Annotated in this window: 15 protein-coding genes; 10 read left to right on the plus strand and 5 right to left on the minus strand. The window is 70.0% G+C overall.

What is annotated here, in order from left to right; all coding sequences use genetic code 11:
* Positions 1–2 precede the first annotated feature (2 nt).
* From ASD56_RS13060 to ASD56_RS13075, 4 genes are all read right to left on the minus strand, one after another.
* Positions 3–1,082 carry an ABC transporter permease gene (locus ASD56_RS13060; RefSeq protein ID WP_055966444.1) on the minus strand — a complete coding sequence of 360 codons (1,080 nt, stop codon included), beginning with the start codon at positions 1,080–1,082 and terminating at the stop codon, positions 3–5.
* Entirely contained in the window at positions 1,079–1,888 is an 810-nt protein-coding gene (locus ASD56_RS13065; RefSeq protein ID WP_055966449.1) for an ABC transporter ATP-binding protein, read from the minus strand. The genes ASD56_RS13060 and ASD56_RS13065 overlap by 4 nt, the downstream gene beginning before the upstream one ends.
* Complete coding sequence (locus tag ASD56_RS13070) at positions 1,885–2,709, minus strand: ABC transporter ATP-binding protein (protein ID WP_055966452.1); 825 nt, start codon at positions 2,707–2,709, stop codon at positions 1,885–1,887. Before ASD56_RS13070 ends, ASD56_RS13065 begins: the two co-directional genes overlap by 4 nt.
* A gap of 76 nt (positions 2,710–2,785) precedes the next feature.
* A complete protein-coding gene (locus ASD56_RS13075; protein WP_055966455.1) occupies positions 2,786–4,438 on the minus strand; it encodes an ABC transporter substrate-binding protein in 1,653 nt (550 codons plus the stop codon).
* A gap of 178 nt (positions 4,439–4,616) precedes the next feature.
* On the opposite strand from ASD56_RS13075, the gene ASD56_RS13080 reads away from it, so the two are divergent.
* A complete protein-coding gene (locus ASD56_RS13080; RefSeq protein ID WP_055966458.1) occupies positions 4,617–5,246 on the plus strand; it encodes a TetR/AcrR family transcriptional regulator in 630 nt (209 codons plus the stop codon).
* A gap of 26 nt (positions 5,247–5,272) precedes the next feature.
* On the opposite strand, the gene serC is transcribed toward ASD56_RS13080, so the two are convergent.
* Positions 5,273–6,385 (minus strand): phosphoserine transaminase, encoded by a 1,113-nt coding sequence (gene serC / locus ASD56_RS13085; RefSeq protein WP_055966461.1) that lies wholly within the window; start codon positions 6,383–6,385, stop codon positions 5,273–5,275.
* A gap of 405 nt (positions 6,386–6,790) precedes the next feature.
* Here serC and ASD56_RS13090 point away from each other — a divergent pair, with 405 nt between their 5' ends.
* The 9 genes from ASD56_RS13090 to ASD56_RS13130 all read left to right on the plus strand — a co-directional run bounded on the left by ASD56_RS13090 (position 6,791) and on the right by ASD56_RS13130 (position 17,754).
* A complete protein-coding gene (locus ASD56_RS13090) occupies positions 6,791–7,618 on the plus strand; it encodes an endonuclease domain-containing protein (protein ID WP_055966464.1) in 828 nt (275 codons plus the stop codon).
* Positions 7,619–7,787: 169 nt separating this feature from the next.
* On the plus strand, positions 7,788–8,489 hold the full coding sequence (locus ASD56_RS13095; RefSeq protein WP_055966467.1) for a metal-dependent transcriptional regulator: 702 nt from the start codon (positions 7,788–7,790) through the stop codon (positions 8,487–8,489).
* Between the two features lie 249 nt (positions 8,490–8,738).
* Positions 8,739–9,629: a M23 family metallopeptidase gene (locus tag ASD56_RS13100; protein ID WP_055966470.1), complete on the plus strand. Its 891-nt coding sequence runs from the start codon at positions 8,739–8,741 to the stop codon at positions 9,627–9,629.
* A gap of 361 nt (positions 9,630–9,990) precedes the next feature.
* On the plus strand, positions 9,991–10,488 hold the full coding sequence (locus ASD56_RS13105) for an HNH endonuclease (RefSeq protein ID WP_055966473.1): 498 nt from the start codon (positions 9,991–9,993) through the stop codon (positions 10,486–10,488).
* Positions 10,489–10,525: 37 nt separating this feature from the next.
* Positions 10,526–11,086 (plus strand): isochorismatase family protein, encoded by a 561-nt coding sequence (locus ASD56_RS13110; protein WP_055966476.1) that lies wholly within the window; start codon positions 10,526–10,528, stop codon positions 11,084–11,086.
* Positions 11,087–11,219: 133 nt separating this feature from the next.
* Positions 11,220–12,017, plus strand: coding sequence for a hypothetical protein (locus ASD56_RS13115; protein ID WP_235565707.1), 798 nt, complete (start codon positions 11,220–11,222; stop codon positions 12,015–12,017).
* A 1-nt stretch (position 12,018) separates the two neighbouring features.
* On the plus strand, positions 12,019–13,680 hold the full coding sequence (locus ASD56_RS13120) for a DNA polymerase Y family protein (RefSeq protein WP_055966480.1): 1,662 nt from the start codon (positions 12,019–12,021) through the stop codon (positions 13,678–13,680).
* A gap of 69 nt (positions 13,681–13,749) precedes the next feature.
* Positions 13,750–17,223 carry an error-prone DNA polymerase gene (locus ASD56_RS13125; protein ID WP_055966483.1) on the plus strand — a complete coding sequence of 1,158 codons (3,474 nt, stop codon included), beginning with the start codon at positions 13,750–13,752 and terminating at the stop codon, positions 17,221–17,223.
* Between the two features lie 135 nt (positions 17,224–17,358).
* Entirely contained in the window at positions 17,359–17,754 is a 396-nt protein-coding gene (locus tag ASD56_RS13130) for a hypothetical protein (RefSeq protein WP_055966486.1), read from the plus strand.
* The last annotated feature ends 88 nt before the right edge of the window (positions 17,755–17,842 follow it).

The raw sequence follows: 17,842 nt of genomic DNA on the forward strand, positions 1-17,842 counted from the left end.
GCTCAGGCCTCCGTCTGGCGCGTGCGCGGGTCGAGGAATCCGTAGGCGATGTCGGCCAGCAGGTTCGCCAGCAGCACCGAGATCGTGAGCACGAGGAACACTCCCTGCATCAGGGCGTAGTCCTTGGCGTTGGTGGCGTCCAGCAGCAGCTTCCCGACGCCGGGATAGCTGAACACCACCTCCATCACGATGGTGCCGCCGACGATGAAGCCGAGCGCCAGCGCGAAGCTCTGGATCTGCGGCAGCACAGCGTTGCGTGCGGCGTAGCGCCACAGCACCCGGTTGTTCGGCATGCCCTTCGCCTGGGCGACCGTCACGTAGTCCTCATCGAGCACCGTGAGCATCATGTTGCGCATGCCGAGCATCCAGCCGCCGAGGGAGGCGATGATGATGGTCGCCGCCGGAAGGAAGCCGTGGTGGACCACTTCTCCCACGAACTCCCACGACCACTCCGGTGCGACTCCGACGCCGTACGCCTTGCCGATGGGGAACCAGCCCAGCGTCACCGAGAAGATCGAGATGGCGAGCAGGCCGAGCCAGAAGTAGGGGATGGTGCTGAGGAACGTCGTGATCGGGATGAGCGCATCGAGCCGGCTGCCGCGGCGCCAGCCGACGATCGCGCCGCCGATGGTCCCGATCGCGAACGCGATGAGCGTGGCGAAGCCGACCAGGCCGACGGTCCAGATCAGCGACTGGCCGACCACCTCGGTGACCGGACGCATGCCGTGCAGCAGCGAGATCCCCAGGTCGCCGCGGAGCAGAAGGGCCCAATAGTCGAGGTACTGCTGCCACAGTGACTTGTCGGTGTCGAGGCCCAGCAGGGCGCGCAGCGCCTCCGCGGCCTCGGGCGTGACGTTGCGGTTGCGCGCGAGGTACGCGGACACCGCGTCGCCCTTCATCAGGCGCGGGAGGAAGAAGTTGATCGTGATCGCGGCCCACAGCGTGAACAGGTAGAACAGGATCCGGTTGCCGAGGAAGCGCCAGGGGATGCGTGCGCGGACATTGACGGCGCCGGTCGCCGTCGTGCCCGCCTCGATCGCATCGAAGTCCGGGGCCGGCAGCTGGGGGGCGACGGCGCTCACTTCTCACCTCCGAGAATGCCGGCTGCGTGAGCGAAGTAGGTGTCCGGATCGGGGGACGCCGCGCGCAGCTCTTGGGTGTACGGGTTCTGGGGACGGAGGATCACGTCGTCGGCGAGGCCGCGTTCGACCACCCGGCCCTGGTTGAGCACGAGGATCTCGTCGCTGAAGTGGCGGGCGGTGGCGAGGTCGTGCGTGATGTAGAGCACGCCCAGCCCCTCCTCGCGCTGCAGGTCGGCCAGCAGGTTGAGCACGCCGAGGCGGACCGACACATCGAGCATCGAGACCGGCTCGTCGGCGACGAGCAGCTTCGGGCGAGAGGCCAGGGCCCGGGCGATCGCCACGCGCTGACGCTGACCGCCGGAGAGCTCGTGCGGACGGCGGTCGATCACCGCATCGGCGTCGAGGCGGACGCGACTCAGCAGCCGGCGCACTTCGTCCTCGAGCTGGTCCTTGGGAACGACGGCGTCGAGCTCGAGCGGACGCTGAACGGTGTAGCGGATCGAGTGGTACGGGTTGAGCGACGCGAACGGGTCTTGGAAGACCATGCGCAGCTGCTGACGGTACGCGCGCAGGCCCTTGCCGCGGCGCGGGATGGGCGCCCCGTCGAGACGCACCTCGCCGCTCGTGGGCGACTCCAGCTGGGTGAGGATCTTGGCGATGGTCGACTTGCCGCTGCCGGACTGTCCGACGAGGCCGATCGTCTGGCCCGACCGGAGCGTGAAGCTCACGTCGTCGAGGGCCTTCATCTGGCCCGCCCCGCGCACCGAGTAGATCTTGGTGACGGCGTCGAATTCGAGGACGGTCATCGGTGGACCACCCCCCTCTCTCCGGTGAGTCGTGGGAACGAGGCGAGCAGGGTGCGGGTGTAGTCGTCCTGCGGGTCGGTCCAGATGCGCTCCGCGGTGTCGAGCTCGATGATCTCGCCGTCGCGCATGATCGCGATCCGGTCGCTGATCTCGAGCAGCAGTGGGAGATCGTGGGTGATGAAGATCACCGAGAAGCCGAACTCGTGGCGAAGGTGCGAGATCTGTCGCAGGATCTCGCGCTGGACGAGCACGTCGAGAGCGGTCGTCGGCTCGTCCATGACCATGAGCTGCGGGCGCAGAGCGAGGGCCATGGCGATCATGACGCGCTGGCGCATGCCGCCGGACAGCTCGTGCGGGTACGAGCGGTAGCGCTGCGCGCCGACCTTGACGATCTCGAGCAGCTCGACGACCGCCTCGCGCCGCTGGGTGCGGGAGAGGTCCGGGCGGTGGACCTCGAAGACGTCCGCCAGCTGAGAGCCGATGGTGGCGACCGGGTTCAGCGAGTTCATCGCCCCCTGGAAGACCATCGAGATCTTGTCCCAGCGGAAGCGGCGCATCTCCTCGATCCCGAGGGCGTTGATGTCGATGTCCTCGCCGCTCGCGTCGTGGAAGAGGACCGAGCCGCTCGTGATCACGGCCGGGGGCTTGAGCAGACGCTGGATGCCGTAGGCGAGGGTCGTCTTGCCGCACCCGCTCTCGCCGGCGAGACCGAGGATCTCACCGCGCTGGAGTTCGAGGGTGACGTTCTTGACCGCCCGCACGGGGGGATCGACGTCGTAGACGATCGAGAAGTCGTCGACGGAGAGCAGCGAGTCGCTCATCTGTGGTGGTTCGCTTTCAGGAGGACTGACGAGCGGGCGGGACGGATGCCGCGGCATCCGTCCCGCCCGCGGTTCGTCATTCGGCGGGCTGCAGTGCGGTCAGGATCTGCACGATCGCGGGCTGCGTCGGGTCGGCCGAGGCGTACTGGTCGTCCTCCGACGGCCATCCGACGTAGTTGCGCGTGTTGAACTCGCCGAGGAGCGGGTGCGCTCCGAGCGGGATCGCCGGCACGTTCTCGACGAAGGCCGTCTGCATGACCGCGAGGGCGGATGCGCGCTCGTCCTCGGACGAGGCGTTCGCGTAGGTGTTCAGCGCGTCGGTGACGGCGGGGTCATCGAAGCGGCCGAAGTTGAACTGCGCCTTGTCGTCGACGATCCACTTGGGGTCCATCGTCGACGTGTACAGGCCGTACGCGTTGCCGGTGTCCTCGAGCCAGTGGATGATCGCCTGGAAGGTGCCTTCCTGGCGTGCGGCATCCCAGCCGCCCCAGTCGGGCTGGTCGACGTTGACCTCGATGCCGAGGCCCTCCTTCAGCTCTTCGGCGATGAGCGCCTGCTCGGTGTTCCAGTCGCTCCAGCCCGCGGGGACCGAGATCGAGAACGAGACGGCTTCGCCGTCGGGGTCGACCAGGCTCTCGCCCGACCACGTGTAGCCGGCGTCGGTGAGGATCTGGCGGGCCTTCTCGACGTCGACGGAGTACTCCTGGCCGGCGTACTCGGGGAGGATCTCGTCCTCGAGCAGAGCGCCGAGGCCGGTCACGCTCCAGACCACCTCGCTGGCGCCTTCGCGGGCGATGTCGACGTAGGCCTGACGGTCGATGGTCCACGCGAGGGCCTCGCGCAGGGCCGGGTCGTTGAACGGCTTGGTCTGCAGGTTCATGAACAGCGTGCCGGCGCCCGCGGTCGGCGAGACGAGGAACTTGTTGTCGGGGTCGGCCGAGAGGTAGCTGTCCTCGATCTGCGGGATGAACGCCTGTGCCCAGTCGGCCTCGCCCGTCGCGAGCGCGGTGGTCAGGGCGGCGTTGTCGCCGTACGAGACGTAGTGCAGCTCGGGCACCGCCAGGTCGCCACCCCAGTAATCGGGGTTCGCCGTGAGGGTGACCGACTCCGTCGTCCACGAGTCGAGCACGTACGGACCGGTGCCGACGGCCTGGCCCTCACCGGTCACGGGGTCGGTGTTCGGGTCCTCGATGTCCTTCCAGATGTGCTCGGGCACGATCTGGAAGTGCAGCACGCGGGACTGCTGCGTGAACTTCGAGCTGTTGAAGTCGATGGTGACGGTGTTCCCGTCGACGCTCACGCTCTTCAGATCGAGCGCGTTGGTGTCGTTCAGCTTGCCGTCGAGCACCTGGTTGAAGGAGAACGCGATGTCGTCGGCGGTGAACTCCTCGCCGTCGCTCCAGGTGACGCCGTCGCGCGCCACGGCCGTGAGCTGCGTGTAGTCCTCGTTCCACTCCACCGACTCGGCCAGCCACGGCGTGGTGCCGAGGTCGCCCGTCGGGTTGACGAGGGCGAGGGACTCGAAGATGACTTTTCCGTAGGCGTACTTCGAAGCCGACGAGTCGCCCAGGTACGGGTTGTTCGACTCGGTGGTGATCGCACCGTCCGGCTTCGCGATCGTGAGCGCCGCACCTTCGGCATTGCCGGAGTTCGAGCCGCCGGCGGTGCAGCCGGTCAGCACGATCGCCGAGGCGATGCCGACGGCGACCAGGGAAGACCTAAGCCTCATTGCTTCTCCTTCGTGATGTGACGTCGGCGTACTCACGTGAGTCACCACAACGTCGTGGGGGTGATTGCGGAGTTACCTTACAAGCTAGTAAGTAAGTATTGCAACCGAGTCCTGCCGCGACCGTGTCCGGCTCGTGCGTAGACTCTGATCCGCCGTACGAGTGAGGGGGCGCAAGCCAGTGACCGAGCAGCGCAGACAGCCGCGTTCGCGACCCGAGACTCTCGCGCGCCGGCGCGACATCCTCGATGCCGCGTCCGAGATATTCGGGGCCAGAGGATTCACCGGCGGCACGCTCCAGGAGATCGCCGACCAGGTCGGCATGACCCACGCAGGGATTCTGCATCACTTCGGATCCAAGGATGCGCTGCTGCTCGAAGTGCTCAAGCATCGTGATGAAACCGATGTGGCAGACCTCGAGGAGAAGCACATCCCCGACGGCATGGACCTGTTCCGCCACCTCGTGCGCACCGCGTTCGCGAACGCCGAGCGACCGGGCATCGTGCAGGCCTACGCCGTGCTCTCGGCCGAGTCCGTGACTCACGACCACCCGGGCCGCGACTTCTTCCAGAAGCGGTACGAGACCCTGCGGGGCGAAGTCGCGCACGCCTTCGCCGTCGCGTGCGCCGAGCGCGGCATCCGAGAGCCCGAGACGGTGGCATATGCCTCGACGAGCATCCTCGCCGTCATGGACGGGCTGCAGGTGCAGTGGCTGCTCGACCCGACCGCGCTCGACCTCGGACGCGCGTCCGAGTTCGCGATCGAGGCGATCGTCACCTCGGTGCTCGAGCCCTCGCCTTCACCGCTCTGAGCCCGGCGTCAGACTGACGAAACGCGTCAGAGGTTCTCGACCGTGTAGTCGATGCTTTTGATCAGCTGGCGCACGTCGTCGGGGTCGATCGAGACGAAGGTCGCGACGCGCAGCTGGTTGCGCCCGAGCTTGCGGTAGGGCTCGGTGTCGACGATGCCGTTGGCGCGCAGGCTCTTGGCGACCGCGGCGGCATCGACCGAGTCGTCGAAGTCGATCGTGACCACGACGGGGGAGCGGTCGGCCGGGTCGGCGACGAAGGGCGTGGCGAAGGCGGATGCCTCGGCCCAGTCGTACAGCGCCTGCGACGACTCGCGCGTGCGGGCGTCGGCCCACTGCAGTCCGCCGTTGCCGCGGATCCAGTCGAGCTGCTGGTCCAGGAGGAACAGCGTGGTCAGCGCGGGCGTGTTGAGCGTCTGGTTCAGGCGCGAGTTGTCGAGCGCGTTCTTCAGGCTGAGGAACTCGGGGATGTAGCGTCCCGACGCGGCGATGCGCTCGATGCGCTCGATCGCCGCCGGGGAGACGAGCGCGAACCACAGCCCGCCGTCCGAGCCGAGGTTCTTCTGCGGCGCGAAGTAGTACACGTCGGCCTGGTGGATCGAGAAGTCGATCCCGCCCGCGGCGCTGGTGGCGTCGATCACGGTGAGGGCGCCGTCGTCCCCGGTGATGCGCTCGACGGGCGCCGAGACTCCCGTGGAGGTCTCGTTGTGCGGCCACGCGTACACGTCGACGCCCGACACGGCCTCGGAGACGGTGCGGGTGCCCGCGGAGACCTCGCGCACGTCGGGCGCCTCGAGCCACGGCGCCTTCGCCGCGGACGCGAACTTACCGCCGAACTCGCCGAACACCAGGTTCTGCGACCGGCGCTCGATCAGGCCGAAGGCCGCGGCATCCCAGAATGCGGTCGACCCGCCGTTGCCGAGGATGACCTCATAGCCGGTGGGGAGGCGGAAGAGCTCCGAGAGGCCGGCGCGCACCTGGCCGACGAGGTCCTTGACGGGCGCCTGGCGGTGCGACGTGCCCAGGAGCACCGATCCCGGGCCGGCGAGGGCCTGGAGGTGCTCGGAACGCACCTTGGCGGGGCCGCATCCGAAGCGTCCGTCGGCAGGCAGGATCTCGCGGGGCAGGGTCACGTGGGACATGGCTCGATTCTAGAGTCGCGGCCGCCGGTGCCCCCTGCCGCGTGACGCGTCATGACGCGTCACCTTGACCCGGCGTACACATCGCGTTCGACAGGAGAACCGCGCTTCTACAGGAGGATGCCGCGGCCGATGTCCTGTGGAAGCCCCGTTCTCCTGTGCAACGCGGGCTCCTCCCCGCGTGGCGCGTGCCTGCGTGCCCGGACGCCCGGGACGCGCGCGGCACCGCCGCCCTCGGCGCTCGACAGGAGAATCGCGCTTCTACAGGAGGATGCCGCGGCGGATGTCCTGTGGAAGCTCCGTCCTCCTGTGCAACGCGGGCTCCTCCCCGCGGGGTGATGCCTCCGCGTTGTCCAGCGACCCGCGAACACCGTGCGTGGGGAGCACGAGAAGCCCGAGCATTGCTGCGTGAAGGAACTACTCAGGGCGATCTCGGCCCGCGGCGGGGTCGTGCGCACCGCCGCGCTCACGGATGCCGGTTTCAGCAGGCACGCGATCGCGGCCGCCGTCGCGAACGCGAGAGTGATCGCCCCGCGACGGGGGTGGGTGGCACTGCCCGATGCCGACCCGATGCTGGTTTCGGCCGCCCGGGCTGGTGTCGTGCTGACGTGCGTCACGCGCGCCACGCGGCTCGACTTGTGGGTCCTCGACCACGATGTACCGCATGTCGGTGCGCCGCCGTCGGCTTCTCGGCTCGAGCTGCCCCGGGCCAAGGTGCACTGGAGTGTGCCGCCGGTCCAACGCGCTCCCGGTCAGCTGGAGGACGGCATCCTGAACACCCTTGTTCTCATTGCGGCCTGTCAGCCCTATGAGGCGGCACGTGCCGTGTGGGATTCCGCGCTCAATCGCGGGCTGGTGGCCAAGGAGGAGCTCAAGAGACTGCCCCTGCGGCCGCCGGCGCGGCGACTCGTCGAGGAGGCCTCCCAGTTCTCCGACTCGGGTCTCGAGACGTTCGTTCTGGTGCGGCTGGCGTGGCTGCACGTGCCGATCCGGACCCAGATCTGGATCAGCGGGCACCGCGTGGACTTCCTGATCGGCGACCGGTTCGTGCTGCAGGTGGACGGCGGACACCACGTCGGCCGGCAGCGCGCGGAGGATGTCGCGCACGATGCGGCACTGACGCTCCTGGGATTTCACGTGATCCGCGTCACCTACGCACAGGTGGTCGAGCGCTGGCACGAGGTTCAGGACGTGATCATGCGCGCCGTCGCCCAGGGCCTGCATCGCGCGGCTTGAGCGCCGCGCCTTCCACAGGAGATCCGCCCTTCCGCAGGAGAAATCGCGGCCGAACGTCCTGTGGAAGGCCCATTGTCCTGCGGAGCGCGGGAGAAACGCGCCCGGCCTCCAGCGTCGTCGGTGGTAGATAGGCTGTCCTTACCTTCCTGAGCACCGAGGACACCGCGAGATGACCGACCTGATCGACACCACAGAAATGTATCTGCGCACCATCCTCGAGCTCGAGGAGGAGAACATCATCCCGCTGCGCGCCCGCATCTCGGAGCGCCTCGGCCACTCCGGCCCGACGGTGTCGCAGACGGTCGGCCGCATGGAGCGCGACGGCCTCGTCGTCGTCTCGGAAGACCGCAGTCTCGAGCTCACCGACGCGGGGCGGCAGAAGGCCGTCGACGTGATGCGCAAGCACCGTCTTGCGGAGCGCCTGCTGTCCGACGTCATCGGACTGGACTGGGCCTACGTGCACGAAGAGGCCTGCCGCTGGGAGCACGTCATGAGCGAGCAGGTCGAGCGCCGTCTCGTCGAGCTGCTCGGGCACCCCACCGAATCGCCCTACGGCAACCCGATCCCCGGTCTCGACCAGCTCGGCGACGTGCCGGCCAAGGGCTTCGAGCAGGGCGTGGTCGGACTCGTGCGGCGACTCAACGAGGCGGGCGAGCCGATCAGCGGCACTGTGCGCCGGCTGGCCGAGCCCGTGCAGGTCGACCCCGAGCTGCTTCAGCAGCTCAAGGGCGCGGGCGTCCTTCCCGGCGCGCGCGGCGACTACCGCTACAACGAGGGCTACGTGCTGGTCCAGATGGACGGCAGCGACGAGGGCCTGGAGCTTCCCGTCGAGGTCGCATCGCACATCTTCCTGGTCGACGAACGGCGCTGATCTTCTCCGGAGCGGATGCCGCGCCCGGCGTCCGTGGAGCGTCGATCCAGGGAACTACCAGGGCGCCAGCGTGACATATTCGTTACCTTCGGGTAGCCTCGGAAAGTCCACTAGGCGAGAAGCCCGCCCACGGACCCCGCGCGGATTGCCTCCCTGGCTCGTCGTCTGCGCGGTGAAGCCCGCATATCGTGCCCCGACACTGAATGCCGACGAGCCAGCGCCGACGGCGTAGAGGCGCCGGAGGATAGTTTGGCTGAACAGATCGATTCGCTCGCGAGCGAGCCCGAGAACGACGCGACGAGTCCGACCCGTCGCACCCGCGCGCGCAAGACCGTGGAACGCCGACCCAAGGTCGCCGCTCCCGCTGTCGTCAAGACGACCCGTCCCGCGGCATCCGCGTCACCGAAACGGCCCAATCGCATCGCGAAGCCGCTGCGGAGCCTGGTGATCCTGTCGATGGTGGGCGGCCTCGTCGCCACCGTCGCACTCCCGGCGTTCGCCGCCGGGCGCACGGCCGAAGAGACCGTGACCCTCCAGCAGATGGCCGTCGACGACGCGCAGTCGCTGGTCGTCGCCTCCGACGCGACGGCGACCCAGATCACGCGTGAGAGCTACTCGGCCACCACGGCTGAGGAGATCGAGAAGAAGAAGGCGGCCGAGGCGGCCGCCGAACGCGCACGCCAGTTCGCCCGGACGGCCTCCGCGTCGTCCGTGGGGACGAACATCCAGCTGACGTCGCCGGGCACCGGCGAGGTGCGCTGGCCGATCCTGAACTTCACCAAGGGCCGCGGCCTGGGCGACTCCGGCTATCACCAGGGCGTCGACCTTCTCGCACCCGGCGGCACGCCGCTGTACGCGGCTGCTGCGGGCGTCGTGAAGATCTCGCAGGAGAGCTACGGCGGCTACGGCGTCGCCGTCACGATCGACCACGTCATCGGCGGCCAGCGGGTCAACACGCTCTACGGCCACATGACCTACGGCAGCCGTCAGGTCGTCGCCGGACAGACGGTCGAGGCCGGCCAGCTGATCGGCTTCGTCGGCAGCACCGGCAGCTCCACCGCCAACCACCTGCACTTCGAGGTGCACATCAACGGCTCGGTCGTCGACCCGTGGGCGTGGCTTCAGATGAACGCCGGCTAGCTGCGGCGCACTGCTTCCTCGACTCCCCTCGGCGCTTCGGCGGCGGGGGGAGTCGTTCGTCCGCCGACACGCCACCGGACGTTCACGTTCCGCCGCCGCCCTCGTCGCGTGTGCGTGCGTTAGCCTGAAACCCGACGCTGAGAGAAGCGGAGGGAGTCGATGGACCGCACACCACGCATCCGAACCACGGATGCGCTCGGACGCCACGTCCTTCGGCATTGCACGAGTGGATGCCGCGGCTCTGCCGCTGCGCCAAGGCGCTGTCTATAAGACAGCGCCTTTTTTCATGCCCCTGCGCTCCTTGATCGCCGCGCAAGTCGAATAACCGAGAAGCCGTCCCGGCCATTCGAGAGGATGATCAATGCGCACTCTGGTGCTGAACGCGGGGTACGAACCGCTTGCCGTCGTGTCGTTCAAACGGGCGCTCGTGCTCGTGATGAACGACAAGGCAACCGTCATCGAGCACACCGATGGCGACCCGGTCTGGGGCACGCGATGTGCCTATGAACGTCCGGCGGTGATCATCCTCACCCGCTATGTGCGGGTGCCGGGTGGGCGCCGCGTGCCGGTCACCAGACGCGGGGTGCTCCGCCGGGATGCGCATCGCTGCGCGTACTGCGGCGCGGCGGCCTCGACGATCGACCACGTGCTGCCGCGCTCGCGCGGCGGGATGGACTCGTGGGAGAACCTCGTCGCGTGCTGCCTGCGCTGCAACAACGTCAAGGGCGACCGGACTCCGCAGGAGATGAACTGGAACCTGCGCTTCATCCCGCACCCGCCGCGCGGCGGGCAGTGGACGGTGCGCGGCACCGAGCGCACCGATCCGCGGTGGGAGCCGTACCTGGAACTCGCCGCCTGAGGCCCGCATACGGCCTGCCGCATGGTGGGATGAGGGTATGACCCGAGCCCTTGTCGTGATCGACATGCAGCGTGCCTTCGACGACCTCGACTTCTGGGGGCCGACCACCAACCCCGCGTGCGAGCAGAACGTCGCCGCGCTCGCGGCGGCCTGGCAGCGGTCGGGGGAGCCGGTCGTGGTCGTGCACCACGACTCCGTCTCGCCCGGTTCGCCGCTGCATCCGGACAGTCCGGGCAACGCGCTCGTCGACGCCGTCGCGGCGATCGAGCCGGCGCTGCTGATCGGCAAGAGCGTGAACTCGGCGTTCTACGGGGACCCCGACCTGCACGCCTGGCTCGGCGAGCAGGGGATCGGCGAGCTGGTGGTGTGCGGCATCCAGACCAACATGTGCGTCGAGACCACCGCCCGCATGGCGGGCAATCTCGGCTACGACGTGACGGTCGTCCTCGACGCCACCCGCACGTTCGACCTCAGCACGGACGTGCCGGGGGTCGGCGAAGTGACCCGCACGGCCGAGGAGCTCATGCTGACCACGGCGCTCGACCTTCAGGCCGGCGGCTTCGCGCGCATCGCGACGACCGCCTCGCTCGTCGGCTGAGCCCGCTCCGGCTGCTCTCCGGATTTCGGATGCCGCGACCGGGGTTGCAACCCTCGAACATAACTGTCGGAACCCGGCGCTAATCTCGGTCCCTCGGATGGAAAAGCTAGAACAGATGTTCTAGTCTGGGGGAATGAGGGCGAGCGTGCAGCCCACGGCGCAAGAGTGGATCGACTCCGGACACGGTCCGGCGGCGATGAGCCCGGTGAGCCCGGTCAATGCGGCCCCGGTCAGCACGGTGGCGCAGCTGCGGGCTCAGGTCGAGCGGGTGCAGGGGCGCCGGCTCGACGCCCCGGTGCTGCCCGTGCACTCCGCACTGGCTGAGCTCCTGCCCGGCGGCGGACTCCGCCCGGGTGCGGCGTACTCGGTGCCGCGGTCGACCTCGCTGCTGCTGGCGCTGCTGGCTCAGCCGTCGCAGTCCGGCTCGTGGTGCGGGGTCGTCGGCCTGCCCCGGCTCGGGGTCGAAGCGGCCGAGGGGCTGGGTGTCGATCTCTCGCGGCTCGTGCTCGTGCCCGACCCCGGTCCTCGGTGGCTCGCGGTCACCGCGACGATCGCCGAGGTGCTGCCCGTGGTGGCGGTGCGCCCTTCGGGTCGTGCGCCCGACGGCGAGGTCGCGCGGCTGGCGGCACGATTGCGTGACCGGGGCGCCGTGCTGCTGGTGCAGGGGCCGTGGCCGCAGGCAGAGGCGATGATCGAGGTCGCCGAGCCGGTGTGGTCGGGCGTCGGCCGCGGCCACGGCTATCTCGCCGAGCGAGAGCTCACGCTCACCTCGTCGAGCAGGCGGTGGCCTCGGGTGCGCCGTGCGCGGGTGCTGCTTCCGGATGCCGCGGGCCACGTCTCGGCGGCCTCCGAGCCGCTGCGCACCAGAGAGCCGCTGCGCTCCGTCGACGACGAGCGCTTCGTCCCGCTCGAAGCCCGGGCGGTCGGCTGAGATGGCCGGGCAGCCCCCGGTCCGCAGCCTCGTGCTGTGGTTCCCCGACTGGCCGGTCACCGCTCTCGTCCGCGAGGGGCACGGCGGCCTGCCTCCTGACCCGGCACGGCCGGTCGCGGTGCTCGAGCGCAACCTCGTCGCGGCGTGCTCGGCCTCGGCGCGGGCCGAGGGCGTCCGGCGGGGGCAGCGTCGGCGCGATGCCCAGGCGCACTGCCCGAAGCTCACCGTGGTCCAGGCAGACCCGGCGCGCGACCACCGGGCCTTCGCACCCGTGGTGGCCAGTATCGAGGAGCGCGCTCCCGGCGTCCAGCTCGTGCGGCCCGGGCTGTGCGCGCTGCGCGCCAAGGGCCCGGCCCGCTACTACGGCGGCGAGATCGAGGCGGCGCGCATGCTGCTCGAGACGCTGCGCGATCTCGGGCTCGACGACGTCCGCGCCGGGATCGCCGACGGTCCCTTCACCGCCGAGCAGGCGGCGAAGGCCGGATCCACGGCGGCCGAGCCCGTGTTCGCCGTCCCGGCGGGAGGGGCGGCGGGGTTCCTGGCGCCGCTGTCGGTGGCCGTGCTCGACGCGTCCTCGCTCGGCATCGGCGGCGGGTCGGGCGGCAGGGCGCAGGCGGGCGGCCAGGGCCGGGCACGCTCGACCGGCTCACCCGCGGCCTCGGCCGATCTCGTCGGCCTGCTCGCCCGGCTCGGTGTGCAGACGCTCGGCGCCTTCGCGGCGATGGAGCCCGACCGGGTGCGCGAGAGGTTCGGAGAGCGCGGCATCCGGCTGCACGCCCTCTCGGCCGGACGCGACTCGAGTCCTGTCGAACCCCGCGTCCCGCCGCCCGAGTTGCAGCGCGAGATCGCGTTCGAGCCGCCGCTCGAGATCGCCGACCAGGTCGCGTTCGGCATGCGCGTCACCGCCGACGACTTCATCGCGGGCCTCGGCGCGATCGACCTCGTGTGCACCGAGCTGCGCGTAGAGCTCATCGGAGACCGGGGTGAGCGCAGCGAGCGGGTGTGGCTGCATCCGGGGTCCTTCGACGCGGCCGCGATCGTCGACCGGGTGCGGTGGCAGCTCGCTGAGGAAGCCGAGGGGCTGCGCAGCGGCGTCGCGGTCGTGCGGATCTCGCCGGAGGCGGTGGATGCGGCATCCCATCACGCGCCGGCGATCTTCGGCGGCGGGCCGGAGGAGCGGGTGCACCATGCGCTCTCGCGCGTGCAGGCGATGCTGGGGCATCGCGGGGTGCTGACGCCGGCGATCGGAGGCGGGCGATGGCTCGCCGAGCGGCAGGTGCTCGTGCCCTGGGGGGACAGGCACGAGAAGGGGCCAGACGGACTGGCGGCGCAGCGGGCCAGGCCGTGGCCGGGCAGCCTGCCCGATCCGCTGCCGGCGACGGTGTTCGCCGAGCCGATCCCGGTCGACGTGCGGGCGCTCGGGGGCGAGCTGATCGACGTCGACGAGCGGGGCAGCGTTTCGGCGGTGCCGGCGGTGCTCATCGAGAGCGGGCGCCGGCGCGTCATCGAGGCGTGGGCAGGACCGTGGCCGGTGGTCGAGCGGGCGTGGGATGCCGTGCGCTCGCGGGTGGCGCACCGGTTCCAGGTCGTCGACGCCGACGGCGGGGCGTGGCTGCTCGTGTGCGAGGGCGACGCCTGGACCGCGGAGGCCGTCTATGACTGAGCACACCCGGTCGTTGAGCGAGGAGCGCAGCGACGAGACGAAACGCCTCGAACGGTCGGGGGGCTCCTGATGGGCTTCGACAATCCCTCCGTACCGTGGTCCGAGATCGAGCGGGTGCTCAGCGACCGGCGCCGGCCCGGCGGCCCTCCCGCGGGCGCGGACGGCGGCGACAGCCCGGCGTGGTCGCGCAAGCGCGGACCCTATGTCCCGCCGGGCATCGAGCGCCCGGCTGAGGCGATCCCATACGCCGAGCTGCACGCCCACTCGTCGTTCTCGTTCCTCGACGGGGCATCCTCGCCCGAAGAGCTCGCCGAAGAGGCCGAGCGGCTCGGGCTGCATGCGCTCGCGATCACCGACCACGACGGCTTCTACGGCATCGTGCGCTTCGCCGAGGCCGCCGAGGCGCTGCAATTGAAGACCGTGTTCGGGGCCGAGCTGTCGCTCGAGCTGCCGAAGCCGCAGAACGGCGAGCCCGATCCGGCCGGCGCGCACCTGTTGGTGCTCGCGCGCGGCGAGTCCGGCTACCACCGCCTCGCAGCCGCCCTCACCCACGCACAGCTCGCCGGGGCCGAGAAGGGGCGGCCGGTCTACGACCTCGACGAGCTCGCCGCGCAGGCCGCGGGGGAGTGGGCGGTGCTCACCGGATGCCGCAAGGGGGCGGTCCGCCGCGCGCTCGCCGACGGGGGATCGGATGCCGCGGCCCGTGAGCTCGACCGGCTCGTGGCGCTGTTCGGGCGGGATGCCGTGCACGTCGAGCTCATCGATCACGGAAATCCGCTCGACACCCGCGACAACGACGTACTCGCCGGGCTCGCGCGCGAGCGTCGCCTGCCCCTGCTGGCGACCAACAACGTGCACTACGCCGTGCCGAAGCGGCAGCTGCTGGCGGCGGCGGTCGCGGCCGTGCGCGCGAACCGAGGGCTCGACGAGCTCGACGGCTGGCTGCCCTCGCACGCCGGCGCGCACCTGCGCTCGGGCGCCGAGATGGCGGAGCGGTTCGTGCGGCATCCCGATGCCGTGGCCCGCACGGTGACCCTCGCCGACGAGCTCGCCTTCCCGCTGCGCCGTGCCAAGCCCGCGCTGCCCAAGCAGGAGGTGCCCGAGGGGCACACGCCGATGTCGTGGCTGCGGCACCTGGTGTGGGAGGCCGTGCCCCGCAAGTACCCCGACCTGACGCCCGAGAACCGGGCGCGCATCGAGAAGGAGCTCGGGGTCATCGAGCTGAAGGACTTCCCGGGCTACTTCCTGATCGTCCACGGCATCGTGCAAGAGGCGCGGCGCCGCGGCATCCTGTGCCAGGGCCGCGGCTCCGCGGCCAACAGTGCGATCTGCTATCTGCTCGACATCACGGCGGTGGACGCGATCGCCTACGACCTGCCGTTCGAGCGGTTCCTGTCGAGCCTGCGCGAGGAGGAGCCCGACATCGACGTCGACTTCGACTCGGACCGGCGCGAGGAGATCATCCAGTGGGTCTACGCGAAGTACGGGCGCGAGCGCGCCGCGCAGGTCGCGAACGTCATCCAGTACCGGCCGAAGAATGCGGTGCGCGACATGGCGAAGGCGCTCGGGCACTCGCCCGGGCAGCAGGATGCCTGGTCGAAGCAGGTCGAGGGATGGGGCGCGCACCTCGAGACCGGGCCGGGCCACGACATCCCCGATCAGGTGCTCGAGTTCGCGGGCGAGCTGCTGAAGGCGCCGCGTCATCTCGGCATCCACTCCGGCGGGATGGTGCTCACCGACCGGCCCGTGGGCGAGGTCGTGCCCATCGAGCACGCCCGCATGGAGAACCGCACGGTGATCCAGTGGGACAAAGACGACGCCGCCTGGATGGGGCTGGTGAAGTTCGACCTGCTGGGGCTCGGGATGCTGGCGGCCCTGCAGTACTGCTTCGACATGATCCGCGGCTCGACGGGCGAGGACTGGGAGCTCGCGACCCTGCCGAAGGAGGAGAAGGCGGTCTACGACATGCTGTGCCGGGCCGATTCGATCGGGGTGTTCCAGGTCGAGTCCCGCGCGCAGATGGGGCTGCTGCCCCGACTGCAGCCGCGCCGGTTCTACGACCTGGTGATCGAGATCGCGCTGATCCGGCCGGGTCCGATCCAGGGCGGTGCGGTGCACCCGTTCGTCAAGCGAAAGCTCGGGCTCGAGGAGGTCACCTACGCCCACCCCAAGCTGAAGCCCGTGCTCGAGCGGACCCTCGGCATCCCGGTGTTCCAAGAGCAGCTCATGCAGATGGGCATGGCCGTCGGCGGTCTCACCGGCGAGGACGCCGACCTGCTGCGGCGGGCGATGGGCTCCAAACGCGGGGTCGAACGCATCGACTCGCTGAAAGAGAAGCTGTACGCCGGCATGGCCGAGAACGATCTGGTGGGGGATGCCGCAGACGCCATCTACGCGAAGATCCAGGCGTTCGCGAACTTCGGGTTCGCCGAGTCGCACTCGCTGTCGTTCGGGCTGCTCGTGTACGCGAGCTCGTGGATCAAGCTGCACTATCCGGCGGCGTTCCTGGCCGGGCTGCTGCGGGCGCAGCCGATGGGCTTCTACTCACCCGCGACGCTCGTATCGGATGCGCGCCGGCACGGCGTCGAGGTGCGGCGCCCCGACCTGCACCTCTCGGGCGTCGAGGCCCTGCTCGAACCGGTCGCGGAAGGCGTTTCGTCTCGCTCCGCTCGCTCAACGACCGACGCTTCCCGGTCGTTGAGCGAGGAGCGAAGCGACGAGACGAAACGCGCCGAACCGACCGGGCTCGACTCGTGCACCCACCGCCACCAGCCGCCGGTGGGACTGTTCGACCTGCACGCGCCGGACGAGTCGGCGGCGCACCGGCGCGACGGGCGCTTCGCGGTGCGGCTCGGTCTCGCGGCGATCAAGGGGATCGGCGCCAAGGTCGCCGAGCGCATCGTCGCCGCCCGCGAGGCCGAGGGGGAGTTCCGCGATCTGCGCGACCTCGTCCGTCGCACCAGCCTGACCGCCGCCCAGCTCGAGGCGCTCGCCACGGCGGGGGCGTTCGAGTGCCTCGGGCACACGCGGCGCGAGGCGATCTGGCTGGCGGGCTCGGCGGCGCTGGACCGCCCCGAGTTCCTGCCCGACTCGCTCGTCTCGGTGCAGCCGCCGCTGTTCACCGACCCCACCAGCTACGAGCGGCTCGCGGCCGACCTGTGGGCGACGGGGGTCTCGACCGACGACCATCCGATGACGCACTACCGCTCCGGACTCGACGCCCGCGGCGTGCTGACCTCGCGAGAGCTGCGCACGCATGACGCCGGTCGTCGCATCGAGGTCGCCGGACTGGTGACGCACCGGCAGCGGCCGGCCACGGCATCCGGGGTCACGTTCATCAATCTCGAGGACGAGCACGGACTCGTCAACGTCATCTGCACGGTGGGGGTGTGGAACCGGTATCGGCGCGTGGTCCGCGATGCTCCGGCGCTGATCGTGCGCGGGATGCTGGAGCGCTCGGTCGAGGGCGTCACCAACCTCCTCGCCGACAGGTTCGAGGATCTGAGGGTGGGGGTGCAGCATCAGTCCCGCGACTTCCGCTGATCGCCCCGGCTGCTTCAGGCCGCGGCATCCGCTCGTGCACCCGGCGTTCAGCAGATGCGGGTATCGTCGAGGAGTCCCCTCGTCGTTGCGCACCTTCTGTCGTGCGCCGCCGGAGGGTCAGAGAAAGGGACAGCCATGAAGGTCGTTTCATCTTCCGACTGGCGTGACGATCTCGCGTTCGAGTCGCCCACCCTCGTCGCCGACGTCTCTCCGGGTGAGGCGACGCGGTGCTCGGTCTGCGGCGGTGACTCCGAGCCGCTGGAGCGCACCGAGCTGTGGGCGGTCAAGCACAAGCACCCCAAGCAGCACGGCGGGTACGTGCGGTTCTACTGCCAGACCCACCTGCCGGCCATCAAGGTCGCTCCCGTCGCCGCGCCGACACGCGCCGCCGCGGCCCGCGCCGAGCGTCGGATCATCGCCCCGCGTCGCCCCACGTCGGTCGAAGACCGGCCGCGCGCCGTCTGCCCGGACTGCTGGGTCGAGGTCCCCTCGACCGGCATCTGCGGCATCTGCGGCAACACCATCGCCTGAGCGCGCCGGGCCGAAGCGCAAAGAAGAGTGCAGGATGCCTCGGCTGAGGCATCCGGCACTCTTCCTGCGGTTCCGCTCGATCGGGTTT

Origin of the sequence: Microbacterium sp. Root166 (assembly GCF_001427145.1) — a bacterium.
Classification (GTDB): domain Bacteria; phylum Actinomycetota; class Actinomycetes; order Actinomycetales; family Microbacteriaceae; genus Microbacterium.